The sequence below is a fragment of the Bradyrhizobium tunisiense genome, assembly GCF_042263385.1.
Taxonomy (GTDB): domain Bacteria; phylum Pseudomonadota; class Alphaproteobacteria; order Rhizobiales; family Xanthobacteraceae; genus Bradyrhizobium; species Bradyrhizobium tunisiense.
On the sequence record NZ_JBHLEV010000011.1, the window covers coordinates 114,663 to 130,689 of the forward strand.

Annotated in this window: 13 protein-coding genes and 1 pseudogene; 1 reads left to right on the top strand and 13 read right to left on the bottom strand. The window is 62.6% G+C overall.

Translation table 11 applies throughout. The annotated features are described in order from the left end of the window. Nucleotides 1-63: 63 nt before the first annotated feature. Nucleotides 64-768, top strand: a pseudogene (locus ACFDR6_RS32725) (GntR family transcriptional regulator); the annotation flags it as partial. Between the two features lie 109 nt (nucleotides 769-877). On the opposite strand, the gene ACFDR6_RS32730 reads toward ACFDR6_RS32725, so the two are convergent. From ACFDR6_RS32730 to ACFDR6_RS32790, 13 genes are all read right to left on the bottom strand, one after another. Continuing rightward, the gene (locus ACFDR6_RS32730) at nucleotides 878-2,554 is read right to left on the bottom strand and encodes a N,N-dimethylformamidase beta subunit family domain-containing protein (RefSeq protein ID WP_375860860.1); all 1,677 of its coding nucleotides are present in this window, start codon (nucleotides 2,552-2,554) and stop codon (nucleotides 878-880) included. 80 nt (nucleotides 2,555-2,634) lie between these two features. Next, complete coding sequence (locus ACFDR6_RS32735; protein WP_375860861.1) at nucleotides 2,635-4,896, bottom strand: N,N-dimethylformamidase beta subunit family domain-containing protein; 2,262 nt, start codon at nucleotides 4,894-4,896, stop codon at nucleotides 2,635-2,637. Further along, a complete protein-coding gene (locus ACFDR6_RS32740) occupies nucleotides 4,886-5,236 on the bottom strand; it encodes a N,N-dimethylformamidase alpha subunit family protein (protein WP_375860862.1) in 351 nt (116 codons plus the stop codon). Before ACFDR6_RS32740 ends, ACFDR6_RS32735 begins: the two co-directional genes overlap by 11 nt. A gap of 49 nt (nucleotides 5,237-5,285) precedes the next feature. Beyond that, nucleotides 5,286-6,353, bottom strand: a complete 1,068-nt coding sequence (locus ACFDR6_RS32745) for an extracellular solute-binding protein (RefSeq protein WP_375860863.1) — start codon at nucleotides 6,351-6,353, stop codon at nucleotides 5,286-5,288. A gap of 34 nt (nucleotides 6,354-6,387) precedes the next feature. After that, the gene (locus ACFDR6_RS32750) at nucleotides 6,388-7,182 is read right to left on the bottom strand and encodes an ABC transporter permease (RefSeq protein WP_375860970.1); all 795 of its coding nucleotides are present in this window, start codon (nucleotides 7,180-7,182) and stop codon (nucleotides 6,388-6,390) included. Further along, nucleotides 7,179-8,054 carry an ABC transporter permease gene (locus ACFDR6_RS32755; RefSeq protein WP_249153714.1) on the bottom strand — a complete coding sequence of 292 codons (876 nt, stop codon included), beginning with the start codon at nucleotides 8,052-8,054 and terminating at the stop codon, nucleotides 7,179-7,181. Before ACFDR6_RS32755 ends, ACFDR6_RS32750 begins: the two co-directional genes overlap by 4 nt. After that, complete coding sequence (locus ACFDR6_RS32760) at nucleotides 8,051-9,160, bottom strand: ABC transporter ATP-binding protein (RefSeq protein ID WP_375860971.1); 1,110 nt, start codon at nucleotides 9,158-9,160, stop codon at nucleotides 8,051-8,053. Before ACFDR6_RS32760 ends, ACFDR6_RS32755 begins: the two co-directional genes overlap by 4 nt. Before the next feature lie 101 nt (nucleotides 9,161-9,261). Then, nucleotides 9,262-10,050, bottom strand: a complete 789-nt coding sequence (locus ACFDR6_RS32765) for a shikimate dehydrogenase family protein (protein ID WP_375860864.1) — start codon at nucleotides 10,048-10,050, stop codon at nucleotides 9,262-9,264. Nucleotides 10,051-10,063: 13 nt separating this feature from the next. Continuing rightward, entirely contained in the window at nucleotides 10,064-10,711 is a 648-nt protein-coding gene (locus ACFDR6_RS32770) for a class II aldolase/adducin family protein (protein ID WP_375860865.1), read from the bottom strand. After that, the gene (gene otnK / locus ACFDR6_RS32775) at nucleotides 10,708-11,994 is read right to left on the bottom strand and encodes a 3-oxo-tetronate kinase (protein ID WP_375860866.1); all 1,287 of its coding nucleotides are present in this window, start codon (nucleotides 11,992-11,994) and stop codon (nucleotides 10,708-10,710) included. The genes ACFDR6_RS32770 and otnK overlap by 4 nt, the downstream gene beginning before the upstream one ends. A gap of 202 nt (nucleotides 11,995-12,196) precedes the next feature. Continuing rightward, the gene (locus tag ACFDR6_RS32780; protein ID WP_375860867.1) at nucleotides 12,197-13,420 is read right to left on the bottom strand and encodes an allantoate amidohydrolase; all 1,224 of its coding nucleotides are present in this window, start codon (nucleotides 13,418-13,420) and stop codon (nucleotides 12,197-12,199) included. Then, the gene (locus ACFDR6_RS32785) at nucleotides 13,417-14,589 is read right to left on the bottom strand and encodes an iron-containing alcohol dehydrogenase (protein ID WP_375860868.1); all 1,173 of its coding nucleotides are present in this window, start codon (nucleotides 14,587-14,589) and stop codon (nucleotides 13,417-13,419) included. Before ACFDR6_RS32785 ends, ACFDR6_RS32780 begins: the two co-directional genes overlap by 4 nt. A gap of 64 nt (nucleotides 14,590-14,653) precedes the next feature. Further along, nucleotides 14,654-16,021: a glutamine synthetase family protein gene (locus ACFDR6_RS32790; protein WP_375860869.1), complete on the bottom strand. Its 1,368-nt coding sequence runs from the start codon at nucleotides 16,019-16,021 to the stop codon at nucleotides 14,654-14,656. Between the last annotated feature and the right edge of the window lie 6 nt (nucleotides 16,022-16,027).

Below are 16,027 nucleotides of genomic sequence, written 5' to 3' on the forward strand. Positions count from 1 at the left end.
AATGGATTCGAACCCGGGTCGGCGCTGATGGCCGAAACGGCCCAGACCTTTCGGGGACCGAGCATGGTTGACGTTGAACAGAGGCGTGGCGAGGGCGGCGTGGGCCCGGTCGCGCGCGACAGCCTGACGAACCTAGTCTACAACAATCTGCGCCAGGCGCTGATGGAAGGCCGGTTCTGGCCGGGCCATCGCTTCAAGATCCGCGACCTTGCCGCGACCATGAGCGTGTCGGAGACGCCCATTCGCGAAGCCCTGATGCAGCTCGTGCGCGGCCGCGCGCTCGAGATGCAGGCGGGACGCTCGATCATGGTCGCCCACATGACGGCCAAGCAGTATATCGAGCTCAGGACCGTCAGGCTGTTTCTCGAGGGACTTGCCGCCGAGCACGCAACCACGCGCATCTCGGAAGCCGACATCGACAAAATGGAGGCCACTCACCGCGAGCTGATCAGCGCGGAGAAGGAGCACAGATGGTCCGACGCCGTTCGCGCCAACTGGCAATTCCACCGCGGTCTCTATGATGGATCGGGGCTTCCCGAAGTGCTCGCCATCCTCGACGATATCTGGATGCGGAACGGCCCCTTGTTGAATTTCCATTACCCGCACGCCCCCCCGACCTATCCAAAAGAGCACCAGCACCTGTCCGTTCTCAAGAATCTGCGGCAGCGCCGGCCGGACAAGGTTCGCGAGTCGATCCAGGCGGACATGATGGAAGGCGGCCAGAATCTCGTCCGGTTGCTGGAAAAGCATGGCGGCACGCGCTTCATGACTCCCGAGACGGCCATCGACGACGACCTCGAGATCGAAGCGATGAAGACGCGCACTGCACCACCTGCCAAGGCAGCCCGCGCGAAATCCAGGCGTCGCTGAGAGCTGCTCACGCGGAACGGGGCGCAGTGAAGCGATCGAGGATGTTGCGGGTGATCCGCTGCGTGAACGGATCGCCGCGCTTCAGCCCCATCACCCATTCGCAAGTCGCAGCCGTCAGCACCTCGCCCTTGCCGCGGGTCATGTGCACCATCATGCCGGAGCCGTATTTGTAGCGGGCCAGACCCTCGGGCGTAACCTCGCCGGTGATGCACTCCACCAGGCCTTCGTGGTCGCTGCTGCGTACGTAGTAGCGGAAGCCCTCACCCTGCGGCTCGTCTTCGGCCAGGACGGCTGGCGCCATCGCCAGGATCTGAATGGTCTCGGGCTGCCCTTCGACCGGCACCGGAAAAGGAAGACCGTTGCGGAACGTGTAGTCCAGCCCGTCGACCTCGTAGGCGAAGATGTGCTGCTTGTCGCCGAAGATGTCGGCATAGTGCAGTCCTGTGCCGGCAAATGCCCAATGTTCGGGGCGATAGACCGTAAAGCCTCGTTGGCCGTTCGGCGCGAAGCCACCCCAGGACGCGTAGAGGCCGTGCGCACCGTTCACGCCGACCGTCGAGGCGCCGGGCCAACGGACGTTGCGATCTTCCCAGGCAGACGTCATCAGGCGCGCGCGGTCCGTGCCGACGATCGGATCCTTGTGGACGGCTTTGAACTTGTAGCAGACTTGGCGCTTGCCATCGTCCTCGAGCCGGATCTGCCACAGGAAATTCGCGCCAAAGCGCGCGAGCCGCCCGCCGCCCTCCACATAGCGCTCCATCGCCTCGCGCATCTCCCATGTCCAGTACTCGTCATGGCCGATGATGGTGACGCAAGGGTAGGCGTCGAGCAGCTCGGGCCTGTAGTGAAGATCGGTCTGGGTGATCATGTCGACGGCGTAGCCTTCCTTCTGCGCCCAGAGCACGAAATGCCGGTCGTACTGGGCCCAGCCCGCTGCCGCGTAATATTGGCCAAAGCCGTTGGAGAACGCCCACTCCTTCATCTGATAGCGTGGCGCGTCACCCATCTCGGGCGCGGGATCGGCGCAGATGCGCGGCGCACCGGGCGGCAGCCAGACCACGCCGCGCGTCCATGGCCGCTGCAGCGACAAAACCGGCGACGGCTCGTCCCTGTCAGGACCTTCGACGCCGAAATAATGATTGGCACCGCCAAAATCGTTGTAGGCGGTCCATGTGCCCGTCGGCAGGATCATCAGGATCTTCGCGCGCCGCGTTTTCTCCGTCGGACGCACGACGAAGAAATGATGCTGGATGAAGCGGGCCCCGTTCGCTCGCTCGCACGAGGAGACCACACGATAAAAGCCCGAGCGCAGATCCGGCGGCAACGTCCAGCGATGAGCGACGGGCCAGTTGCAGCCATTGCGATAGGCATCGGATGGCGTGGCCGCGAACACGCCGTCAAGCGCATCGACCTCATGCACCATCTCGGGCTCGAGACCGTCGCGATAGATCTGCAGCCGCCAGGCCTTTGCGGTCGCGGAGGAGCGAAAGACGACTTCGTCTCCCGGGTCGTAAGACATCGCATCGGTATAGGTGTAGACTTCCGCGACGGAGGGATCGCCACGCGGAGCCTCATACCAGGGCTGGCTGGCCCAGTGCTCGTCCGCATGCATCGGGCGCGCCTTGCGGGGAGCGACGTTGACCGATCCCAATTCCGGGGGGGGAAACTCAGGCTTGTCCGACATGACAGCCTCCCTGGTTCGAGAAGCCATCTCTGGCGACGAGATGGCGATCTTGCATGTTGGGCCGAAATCGAGGCCGCAGTCTAGGTTTTGGCAGGCATGATGAACGGCCTTGGATCGAGAAACCGATTCACGACGTTCAACGTGATGGTGCTGATGTTGTTGTCGTAGTTGTTGTGACCCAACGACATGCCGTAGGTGATCGATCCGGTCGCAAAGACGGCGCCGCCATGGGCAGTCTCGAAGAACACCATGTCGGCGCGCACCAGCGCATTCTGCGTGCCGTCGAGTCCGTCGACCACGGTGCGGAACTCCTCCGGCGTGGGCAGCGCGCCCGCACCCAATCCTTCGGACGTTGCGATCCGCAACGCATGCGGCGGCGTTCCGAGCTCGAGATCGTACCGGTCGATCTCGCTGCCGACCGCACCATTGTAGCGAAACCCGAAATCACCGAACTTTTCGTGACGCCCTGTGCCCTCGAAGATAAACGCGACGCGCGCATCCTCGCTTTCGGCGGTACGCAGATAATAGCCGCAGGTATCGTTGATCATGGCCGAGAACCCGACGCCGACCAGCTTTTGCGGCGCAAAGCCCGAATGCCGCCACAGCGAGCCCGGCTCGCCGGTGCCGGCAAGATGCACTTCGCCGGGCTCCGATTCCCAGGTGCGCGTTCCTGCCATGCCGCGGCGAACCTCCAGCGCGGCGGGTGCGGCCGGGTGAAAGCCGCAGCGCCAGTAGAATGCATTGCCTCCCATCGAGATGTGCCGCCCTCCGGCGTTCTGATACGCCATGATCGCGTTCATCATGTTGAAGCTGTAATATTCGGGGTGGGTCGGCGTCATCATGACTCGGTAAGGAGCGAGCGCCCGCGCTCCCTCCCGGTCAAGCTCGACATCCGTGATCAGATCGTAGGCGATCCCCTTCTCCTCGAGCCAGTCGAGGATATGTGTGTCGTTGATCAAATTGAACCAATAGCCGCGCGGACGCATGTTGAGGACCGGCCGCAGCCAAGAGCTGTACGCTCGCCCCGAGCCGTCGACATGGCAATCATAGGTCGACTGGCCGATCTCCGGGTTCTCCTGCATGAAGACGTCATCTTGCGGCAACCACAGAACGTGCTCCATCAGAGTCTCGAAGTGAACCTGATAGAGGCGCAACGCGCTGTTGGCATAAGCCAGATATGTCGCGATCGAAGCGACCACGACCAGATCCGCCCGCCGGGACGCCTTGCCGGGCGTCACGAAGAAGGTGACGTAGCTTTCGCAGTCCCAGTCTGGATTGTCGCCTGCCGAGGTCAGCCGGAGCGCGTAGACGCCGGATCGCCAGTGGGCTGGCACATCGAGCGTGCAGGTCGTCTGCCATTCGCAATCGTAGATATCGTCGCTGTGGAAATGAATCGCCGCATATTCCTGCGGCGACAGCCGCCAGTCGTGAACGGATCCAGACCATTGAAAGCCGGTCACGCCCCTGCGGGGCAGCTGGCGGAGGTTACCGTGCAGGCCGTTCGGTGAAATATCCTTGATCGACAGTGACGAGATTCCGTTCGAGAAATCCCAGAAGGCGACAAGCCCGGCATCGCTTGCCCCCGTCCGCAGCCGGCCGTCGAATACCCGCAGCGCCTCTGCGTCCAACGGACACGAAAGGACACGCGGAGCTTCGATCTTGCCGTCGAAGTGCGAGGTATATTGGCGATCACCATTCGCATGATGGGCCGCGATCAGGAACGGCAGGCCGGAATCGAGCGCAGGCGCCTGCGGCAGGGCGAACGATTTCGAATGGGCGGCGGCCGGCCGAACGCCGTCTGCCGGAACAATCAGCGACAAGGACGCCGATCCCCGCGCAAGGTCAAGCGCGCATGATACGAATGCCCAGACGCGCGGGCGCAGCTTGACGTCGAGGGCAAAACGCGCGGGGGTACCGTTCACCTGGCCCAGCACCAGGACCAGATACCCCTCCTCGTCGAGCTCTAGCGCATAGCCGCGCGCCGAGCGCTCGCACCAATTTCCCAGCACGGCCTTGGCATTGTCCGCGATCCGCGTCGGATACACGTAGGCTCCGAAACACCAGTGCCCGCCGGTCGGGACCAGTGCACCGTCGTGGTCGACGACGGCGTTGGATCCCTGCCGGATCGGTTGGTCGAGGCAGGCATGCTCACCGTCAATGGGGCTCGTCATGACCTCATATTTGAAGCCTGGGCCGTTGGTATCGACATCGCCGCAGCGCAGCCTGAGCACCTCGACCTTCACGCTCGGCCGCTTGCTGCTGAGCTGAAACCTGACGGCTTCCCCTGCCGGGACGCTGATGCGGTCCGGATAGCCGAGATACTCGTTGGTCCTATAGATCACCGGACATCTCCGAAGGCAAAGTCGTTCCCGTCATTTCCTGCCAACGCAGCTTGAAGACATGCCACTCCGCTTCAACAAGAGACGTGAAGACGCGATCATCGACGAAAGGCATCGGATCGCCTCGACGCTTGGGGATGCGCGACAGCCGCCAGGCTTTGCCAGCCTCGAGCACGATCAGGACAAGCCGCCCTTCCGGCTTGCCCCATCGCATCCGGGCCAACAGCTTGCGAAGTTCCGGGCTATGCACGCCGAGCGGACTTGCGCGGAACTCCTCGACGAGATCGAGCCTTCGAGGATCGATCACGTAGCGCAGCGCGCCGGGGTCACTGGTGTGATCCATGGTCCATCCTCGTCTTGCAAGTGCGAATGGCGGGAGAAGCCAGTGCGGCTTAGCGGGTCAGCCAAGCCATCCACCGCTCACGCAGCGCATTACGATGTTCGCCGATCCAGGCGAAATCGGGCTTGACCAGCTTCTCGTAGTTCTCGGGCGAGGTCGCGTAGAGATTGCGCTCCTCCGGCTTCAACAGCTCGATGGCCGACTTGCTGGCGGTCGCATAGTTGACAGCGCGCATGAACGGAACATGCGCGTCGGAGCTCGCATAGAAGAAATCGAGATAGGCCATGGCTGCATTGAGATCAGGTGCGCCCTTGAGGACAGCCATGTAGCCGGTGTCGCGGATGGCCTGATCCCAGGACATGGCAACCGGTACGCCCTCCTTCACGACGGCGAGCGCGCGGCCCGAGTAGCTCATGGCCATGACGACCTCGCGGCTGCGCATGATCTGCTGCACCTGGTCGCCTGTCTTCCACCACACCGCGACATTGGGACGGATCTCGTCCAGCTTCTTGTAGGCACGATTGATGTCCAGCGGGAAAAGCTGCTCCGGCTTGACGCCGTCGGCGAGGAGCGCAGCTACCGGAACCCACCAATCGCTGTCGCCGGTGTCCGGCAGCCCTCGCGGCCCGGGAAACTGCTTGACGTCCCAAAAATCCGCCCATGTCTTCGGCGCCTTGCCCTTGAACGTTTCGGTATTGTAGGTGATCAGCATGCCGCCGGTCGTCCGGGCGACACCGTAGGGCTGACAGGCGTCGGAGACACCGAACTTCTGGACGCTCGGCAGTTTCGCACAGTCGATCTTCTCGAGCATGTCGGTGCGTCCGACCAGGTCGGGACCCGTTGCCGTGACGATATCGAATTCCACCTTGCCGGTTCGCTGCATCGCCTTGGCGCGCGCCCACTGATCGGGGACCTCGATTGCGACCGGGACGATCTCGACATTCTTGGCCTTGTTGAAGGGATCGTAGAAATATTTCGCGAGGGTGTTGCCCATCAGGCCGCCGGTCGTGGCAATCACCAACTGGTCTTCCAGCTTTTGGGCGGCTGCCGGCAGCGCTCCACAAAGAACCCAAGCAAACACGACAGCTGCCGAGCTCCACATCCAACCTGTTCTTGGCATCGACGATCTCCTCTCTGGCTTCTCGCCCGGTTCGCTACCGGGTGACGCTGCGGGATCTGAGGACATGGGCCCCCAGCAGAATCAAGATGGACAAGACGATCAACAGTGTCGCGATCGCGGGAATCACCGGCGTCAGGTTCTGCTCGATGTCCTCGAACATTCGGCGCGGTAGCGTCTTCTGGCGCACGCCGGACAGAAAGAACGATACCACCGGCTCGTCGAAGGAAATGATGAAGGCAAACAGCGCACTGCTGGCGAGACTCGGCAGGACGAGCGGCAGCGTGACCAGGCGGAAGGCTTGAAAGCGTGTCGCGCCGCAGCTCATGGCCGCCGCCTCCAGATTGGCATCAACCTTTCCCAGGGCGGCAGCCATCGTGAAAACGACGAACGGCAAGGTAAGCACCGTATGCGCCAGCACGAAGCCGGGAATGGTGCCGGAGAGACCGATCGTCTGAAAAAACAGATAGAGCCCGACGGCGAGCGCGATATGCGGCACAATGATCGGCCCGATCAGGAGGATCTGGAAAGCCGTTACCAACCGGCTGCGGCCGCGGATCATTGCATAGGTCGCGGCCGTGCCGATGACCGACGCGAAGAGAGAGGTCAGCAAGGCGACCTGTACGCTGAGCCAGGTCGCGGCACGCCATTGCCTGCTGTCAAAATACTCCGCGTACCATTTCAGCGTAAAGCCGGACGGCGGAAATGCCAGATAGTCGTTCTGGCTGAACGACATTGGAATGACGATGACCAACGGCACGATGATGAAGGCCAGCACGGCATAGACATAGGCTCCCAGCGCGAGCGATCCGCGGTCGGTCGGCGGTTTCACGAGGCATTCCCCATCAGCCGGTCGAAACGGAGCATCTTGCTGAAGATGACCGCCAGCAACGTGACGAATACGGTCAGCACTCCGACCAGCGCCGCAGCGAAGGGCCAATCGAGAATCTCACGAATCTGCTTCGAGACGAGCGTCGAGATCATCATCTCCTGCGGCGAGCCGAGCAGCGCGGGCGTAATGAAGAAGCCGAGCGCCGTGAGGAACACGAGTAGCGAACCGGAGACGACGCCCGGCAGGCTCAAGGGGAGGATCACTTCCAGAAAGGTCCGCAGGCGCGTTGCGCCGAGCACGGCGGCCGCACGCCCGTAGTCGCTCGGAATACTGCGCAATGCGCCGTAGATCGGCAGGATCATGAACGGCAGGAGCACGTGGGTCATGGCGATGACGACGGCGCTCTGGGTATACAGCAGCTTGAACGGCTGTGACGTCAGACCGAGAGACATGAACGCCGAATTGATCAGCCCGTTGCGCTGGAACAGGAATGACCAGGCGGCGGTGCGAACCAGGACGCTCGACCAGAGCGGCAGGATGACACAGACAGCGACAAGGGCGGCGACCGTCCCCTTTGCCCGGCTCATGTAATAGGCCACCGGGAAGCCGAGGATGACGGACAAGGCGGTCACCAGCGTAGCGGTCCAGACCGTGCGCATCAGGACGCGCATGTGAACCGGATTGTCGACGACGCGCGCATAGTTGTCCAAGGTCGGATGCGGCTCGAGAATGCTGATCGCCAGGAGCTGCAGGATCGGATAGACGAAGACGAAGGCGATGATGGCGAAGAACGGAAGGAGCAGCAACAGCGTCGACAGGCCGCTCAGCCGGCGGCCGTCGGAATGCCAGAAATGCGATCGCTCCTCCCTCATCGCCGCTTTCCCCGGTAGAGCAGCATCGCCTCGGTAGGGATCGTGAAGGACGCAACGTCGCCCGCGGCCAAGGAGCTGAACTGCGAGGCGCCGGGGATTCGCGCGCGCATCTCGGTGCCATCAGGCAGACGTCCTATCAGAAGCAAGGCTGCCCCGGCATAGACGACGTCGCTTAACGTTACAGCGATGACTTGCCCGGCGGGACTGGCGCCGAGTTGCAGGCGCTCGGGTCTCACGGCCAGTACCGCGTCCTCGCCGGCCGCAACCGGCTCGACTACTGCCGTCGCCGGCAGGCGCCATGTCTCACCCGATGGCAGGGCCACGGAGATGTCGTCGCCGACGCTTTGGACGGCGACGTCGACGAAATTCATTTCGCCGATGAAGCCGGCGGTAAAGAGATTCGCGGGCCTTTCGTAAAGCTGGCGCGCCGGCCCGATCTGCTGGATCTTGCCGTCTCTCAGGACAGCGATCCGATCGGCCATAGTCAGCGCCTCGCTCTGGTCGTGAGTGACGAAGATGACGGTGATGCCGAGTTCCGCATGCAATCGCTTGATCTCGAGTTGCATGTCTTCGCGCAAATTCTTGTCGAGCGCACTTAGCGGCTCGTCCATCAAGAGCACGCGCGGTTGGTAGACGATCGCACGCGCGAGCGCCACACGCTGCTGCTGACCGCCTGAAAGCTCATTCGGACGGCGGTGGCCATAGCCTGCCAGACGCACGGTCGCGAGCGCGGCTTCGGCGCGCGCGTGGCGCTCAGCTGTCCGGAGACCGCGCATCTTCAAGGGAAAGGCGACATTGTCCAGGATCGACATGTGCGGGAACAGCGTATAATTCTGGAACACCATTCCCAGGTTACGCCTGTTCGAAGGAACATAGGTCAGGTCTTCGGAATCGACGTGAATGGTGCCGCTGGTCGGGTATTCGAATCCTGCAACACTCATCAGGATCGTCGTCTTTCCGGAGCCGCTTGGTCCGAGCAAGGCGATGAACTCACCGGCAGCAATATCGATATCGACGCCATCGACGGCGGACACGGCACCGAAGCGCTTCTCCAAGCGACTGATGCGGATCGATGCGCCCGACGCCGATTGCCTGGCCGATGCAATATTCACGGAGCCTCGCTTCCCTTCCGTCTTGCCTTCGATCCGGCGGCCCTTGCACCCAATCCCAATGCCGCCGTCCTAGATATAATATTTGATATATCAGGCTATCGCGCGATGAACCGCGCGACAAGGGCCATCTGCGCATCGAGCATAGGCTTTCCGCCGATGACCTTTGCGCCCTGCGCAGCCGCCCTTGCAAGAAGCCGGGTCACGGCTGGATTTACGATAATGTCGCTGACGGTGGCGCCGGCACCGACACCTTCGATATCCACCGGAAGCGGATCATCCGGTTTCATGCCGAGCGACGTCGTATTGACGATGAGATCGAATGCGCGCGCCTCCGCGCGGCCGGCGCTGACCTTCGCGGCGGGATAATGCGCAGCCACGGCAGCCGCAAGCGCGCGGGCTTTCTGATCATCCCGGTTCATGATCGTGAGTTCGCGCACGCCGGCCTCCGCCAGGCCGAATGCAGTGGCACGTCCCGCACCACCTGCACCGACCTGGAGCACCTTTCGACCGCGAACTGCAACTTCGTGCTGAGCGAGGCCGGCGATGAATCCCCTCGCATCCAGATTGTCGCCCACGAGGCGCCCTTCCGCCGTCCGCTTGACGAAATTGACCGCGCCAATCAGTTGCGCCGTCGGCGTGATCTCATCGAGATGCTCGATCACGCAGGTCTTGTGCGGGATCGTGACGCCGAAGCCGAAAACGTTGCGCATGAGCCTGATGCTCGCGACGGCCTGGCCGAGATCGCCGGGCAGGACATGGATCGGGGACACCGCCAGATCGTCGCCGATCGATGCGAAATAGGTATTCATGACCGCACTCGCCCGCACATGATCGATCGGGTCGGCAAGCACAAACATGATCTTGGTCTTCCCGGTGATCTCCATGGAGCTGTCTTTCTCAGGCCGGCAGAGCAGCGCGGCCGTAGCTGCCATAGCGCTCGACCACCCGCGCCATTTCGTCGTCGGGAAGGATCGCGGGTGCGCCGGCCTGACGGGCAAGAAGATACTGCCGAGCAAGGGTTTCGAGCTTCACGGTGAGGTCGAAGGCCGCCTGCAGCCCTTTGCCGACGGCAATCATCCCGTGGTTTGCGAGCAGGCAGGCTTTGCGCCCTTTCAGCGCCGCGACGGCGCCGTCGGCGAGAGCCCTGGTGCCGAACGTGGCGTAGGGTGCACAAGGCACATCGTTTCCGCCAAAACCGGCGACCATGTAGTGGAATGCCGGAATTGGTTTTGCGAGGCAGGACAGCGCGACGCAGCAGTCGGCATGGGTGTGCACCACCGCGTTCAAGTGCGGATAGGCGTTCAAGATCGCCAGATGCATGTGCCATTCACTGGAGGGCAAGCCGCCGCCAACCACGGTTCCGTCGCGCTTCAAATGGACGAGACCATCGATGGTCGTGTTGCCGCTATTGCCGCCGCTCGGCGTCATGAGAACGTCTTCTCCGATGCGACAGCTGACATTTCCGCTGCTGCCGTGATTGAAGCCCTTGGCTTCCAGGCGCGCCACGGTATCCAGGACGGATTGTCTAAGTTCGCGTTCGTTCAATTGACCGCCTCCGGATTCGACATCGCTTCCAGCGTCGTCGCGAACAGGTCGATGGGGCCCAGCTTGCCGGACTTCAGACAAAGGGCGACTGGATCCTCGTCTTCGGTCACCGCGGTGCCGATGCCGGGTCCGCCATAGGGACCGACCCGCAAGCGCCGAATGCCGAGGTGTTCGACGATCGCACCAGACGTCTCGCCACCGGCCACAACGAAGCGCCGCACGCCGATGCTGCGAAGAGAGACGGCGAGCCGACCAAGAATGGCTTCGGCGAGTTGCGCGGCGCCTTCGCGACCATAGCGCTGCTGAGCCATTTTGACGGCCTCCGGCGCGCCCGAGGTGGCGAAGCCGACAGGACCGCGGTGCAGCCGCGGCCGCGCCCAGTCGAGCGCATCGCCAACCGTCGCCGCCACATCTTCGGCGTTCGGAAGATCGATGCGAAACACGGGATGGCTCCTCTCGAATTCGGCAAGTTGCTCCAACGTCCGCTCGGCGCAACTTCCGGCGAGAACCACGCCGCCGCCGCCGACCGCACGCAAGCCGGGCGGTCTCCTGGCCGTGGCGAGGAGCCCCCGCGCCTTCCAGATCGCCGGGTAGTGCTGCACGATCGTCGCATTGCCCGTCATCAGCTTCCAATCGCAGGTGAGCGTGGCAAGCGTGTCGAGATCCCGATCGTAGATCGTGTCCGCAATGAAGTAGCGGATACCGCGAGCCGCCGCTTCCGCGATCGCACAACCGGCCGTGTCGGCGCCGGCGTTGACCTGCGAATGCGCCAGAAGACCGACCCTGACCCGCGTTTGACGTTGCAGAACCCGGACGAGATCGGGATCGGTCATCGGGGTCAGCGGGTCATTGCGCTTCGGCGAATCCGAGATCAGCTCGGTTCCGAGAAACAGATGACCATTATAGACGGTCCTTCGAAGGGCGGGAGAAGCCGGGCAGAAGGCGGCGTATTCGGCGCCGGTCAGTTGCATCAGCAGGTCGGAGACCGGGCCGATATTTCCCTGGTCGGTGGAATCGAACGTCGCACAATATTTGAAGAAGATCTGCTTCGCGCCCCGCGCAAGCAGCTCACGTGCCGCCTTCGCCGTCATGCTGACGGCTTCGCTTGCGGGAATCACCCGCGTCTTCTGCGCGACCACGATAGCCGGCACATCGCCGCAGTTGCCGACGAGATCGGGGTCGGTGACAAATCCGCATTCGATCCCGGCAGCAACCAGCATGGCGGCCGTTTCCAGGCCGCCCGTCAGATCGTCCGCCACCACTCCGAAGATGAGCTTCGTCATGCGTCCCGCAGGTCTCCTGCAATACCGGCGAAGTCTTGATACATGATATATCAAATATTTGCAATACCGGCTTGCCCGTCTGCGAGCGCGGCGGTGCTCAAAGCTGGCAAGTCTTTATCTATATGGTGGGCGCACCAGGGCTCGAACCCGGGACCCGCTGGGCGTGGCCCCGATCTTAGGGTCTGTATTGCGCGACGGGTCGCTACACGGCAGTGACCATCCGCCACAACGTCTCGACCAGCACGGCGTAGCCCTTGTCGAGAGCTTCAGGTGCCGTGAATTCGCGCGGATTGTGGCTGAGCCCGCCCTGGCTCGGCACGAATATGAGCGAGGCCGGGATGCATTTCTGGACCGCCAACGCGTCATGCCCCGTGATGGTCTTGAGCGTCATGGCCTTGCAGCCGAGATCGGTCGCAACGGCAAGGATCACCTCGACACCATCCGGATCGAGCACGGAGGCCGACCGCCTCTCGTCGGCGGCTATCGAGATTCCGACTCCGATCTGGCGAGCTTCGCGCTCGATCCGCGTTAGAAAGCGGTCACTGATGGCGGCCACCACGGCTTCTTCTTCGTGTCGGATCTCGAACCAGACTCTAACGCGGCCTGCGACCACATTCGGTGAATTCGGGTGAACGCTGATACGCGCCGCAGAGGCGTGCGCGCCAGCGTTCTCGCGCGCGACTTCGACGTAGAGGGCTTCGATCGCGCGGGCCGCCGCGCGTAGGGCGTCCCGGCGCAGGGGCATCGGCATCGGTCCCGTATGCGAGTAATCACCCTCGAAGACGACCGATATCTTGCGCGTCATCCAGGCGCCGGAAACCGCGGCAATATCCCCGGAAACCTGCTCGAGCCGATCACCCTGCTCCACGTGAAGTTCCACATAACGTACCGGGCGGTACTCGAGCGGCGTGACACCGCAGTAGCCGATCGCGGCCAGTGCAGCGCCGAGCGTGACGCCGTCGCCATCCACACAGGCATAGGCGTCCGGCAAGCTCAAGCTGCCGGCGAAAACGGAGCTGCCGGTCAGGCTAGGCTGAAAACGGGCTCCTTCCTCATTGGTCCAGTTCACGACGGCCAGGTTGCGTCGTGCGGCGCCGGGGTTCGCAAAACAGCGCTCCCTGACCGCTTCGACCGCAAGGAGCCCTGCCAGTACACCATAGGCACCATCGTATCGCCCGCCCGTCGGCTGGGAATCGAGGTGCGAGCCGGTGATTACGACGTCGTCCAACGCGGGGTCGAGAATTGCGACGCCGAACATATTGCCGATCGCATCGATCCTCGGGACGAGGCCACGGTTGCCGATCTCGCGCAGAAAGAGATCTCGCGCCTGTTTGTCGAGCGCCGTTGCCGCAAGCCTGCAGACGCCGCCGCCGTCAGTCGCGCCAATCGCCGAGAAACTTGCGATGAGATCGTGCAAGACGGTCATGTACCGAGATCACCGCGAATGGCTGCAAGCGTCAGTTGCTCGAACTCTGCTTCGGTCAACTGGCGAGGATTGGTGCTCGCGGTCGGATCCCTCGCCGCATCGGCGGCAATCGTCCGGGCCTCACTCTCCTTCACACCGAGCTCGGCCAAAGTGTGCGGTACGCCAAGCTTCTTTCGCAAGGCCAGGATCCAGGACAACACCGCATCGAAATCATGGCTAGGCAAATTCAGCGCGCGAGCTATGTGCGGCATCTTGTCGGCAATCGCGTTTCTGTTGCAAACGACGACGTAAGGAAAGACCACAGCGTTGGTCAGCCCATGGTGGGTGTCGTAGCGCGCACCGACCGGATGGGATACCGAGTGGATCGCGCCCAGTCCCTTCTGGAAGGCGGCGGCCCCCATCGACGCCGCGGCGAACATGTAGGATCTTGCTTCGAGATCCCGACCATTTTCGACAGCGCGTGGCAGGTAGGTGTCGACGATCTTCATCCCCTCAAGGGCAATGCCGTCGGCGAGTGGATGAAACGCCTTGACGCAATAGGCCTCAAAGCAATGGGACAGAGCGTCCATACCCGTCGCCATCGTGAGAAATGGCGACAGCCCAACCGCAAGCTCGGGGTCCTCGATCGCGATCTTCGGCATCATCATGGGATGGAAGATGATCTTCTTCTCATGGGTGTCTTCGCGCGTGATCACGACGGCACGGCCCACCTCGGAACCCGTGCCGGCCGTGGTCGGCACGGCGATGATCGGTGCGATGCCATGCGTGTTGGCGCGGGTCCACCAGTCGCCGATGTCCTCGAAGTCCCATACCGGCCGCGACTGCGCCACCATGAACGCCACGCATTTTCCGACGTCCAGCGCCGAACCTCCCCCGACCGCGATCACGCCGTCATGGCCGCCCGCTTTGAATGCGCGCACTCCAGCGCTCAGGTTCGCCGCTGTCGGATTTGTCTTCACGTCGGAAAATATGCCGAGCGGTATTCCCGCCTCGCGAATGCGGCTGACAATGCCGGCGATGAGATCGGTCTTGGCGAGACCGTGGTCGGTGACCAGCAACGGTCTGGTAAGGCCATATGTCCGGCAGGATTCGGGGAGTTCGGCGATGCGGCCCGGACCGGTAATGACACGCGTCGGAAAATTCCAAGCCCCGGTGATCTGAACGTCCATGTGCGGCTCTCAGTGCTCGATGCGAAGGTGGAACGATTTCCACCGGGTCAGCGCTCCAGCGAAATCAGATGATCTCGAAGTAGCGGGCAAGTTCCCAATCGGTGATGGCTTTGCGGAATTCGCGTTCCTCCCACTGCCGTGTCATGGCGTAGTGATCGACGAAGACGTCTCCAAACAGATTGCGGGCCGCCTGCGAAGCCATCAATCGCTCGGCGGCTTCCGACAGCGTGCGCGGAAACGCCCGCTCGGGCGGGAGCATTCGCTCATAGGCATTCCCGGCGATTGGCTCGCTCGGTTCGATCTTGTGCTCGATCCCCCAGAGCCCCGATCCCAGCGCCGCGGCGATCGCAAGGTACGGATTGATATCGGCGGCAGCGACCCGATATTCCACACGCTGACTCGCAGGTTTTCCGGGAATGACCCGCAGCGCACAGGTGCGGTTCTCGATTCCCCAGGTAGCATCCGTCGGCGCCCAGAAGCCCGGTACCAGACGCGAATAGCTGTTCACGGTGGATGCAACCATCGCCAGCAATTCCGGCAGCAATGCCTGCTGGCCGCCGACAAACCAGCGCATGGTGTCGGACATGTTGCCGGGGCGCCCGCTCTGGTAGAATGCTGGGTTGCCGTCCTTGTCGCGCAGCGAAAGATGCAGGTGCCCGGATTGTCCAGGATACGCGCTCGACCATTTGGCCATGAAGGTGAGCATCTTGCCCTGACGCTCGGCCCAGACTTTTGAAAAGGTCTTGAACAGCACCGCGCGATCCGCAGCCTCGAGCGCATCGGTGTACTGGATCGCGGCTTCCAGGACACCGGGCCCGGTCTCGGTGTGCAGACCCTCGATCGGCATATCCATCTCGTCACACAGCTTGAGGAGCGAGCGATGGAATTCCGACTCCACGGAGGCGCGCAGCATGGAATAGCCGAACCAGCCCGGCGTGAGATTCTTCAGCCCGCGAAAGCCCTTTTCTCGCACGCTGTGGGGCGTTTCGTCGAACACGAAGAATTCAAACTCGGCAGCCACCGATGGGGCAAATCCCATGACTTCGGCACGATCGATGACCCGGCGAAGCAGCCGGCGCGGGCAGAGCTTTTCCGCCTCACCCTCGAACTCGCCGAGAAAGAACAGCATGTTCTCTTCCATCGGGATATCGCGGCAGGTCGCCGGATCGATGCGGGCAGTGGCGTCGGGAAAGGCCGTGTGCCAGCCGGTAAACTTGCCGGCGTCGTACATCTGGTCGTTGGAATCCCAACCGAAGATGATATCGCAGAAGCTGAGGCCACTCTCCAATGCGCCAAAGAACTTGTCACGCGCGAGATATTTTCCACGAATGACACCATCGAGATCGACGACCCCAAGTTTGACGTGAGACAGGTTCCGTTTCTCGACCAGAGCCTTGGCATCGGCGGCGGTTTTTACGTGTCTTGCGTCCATGAACTT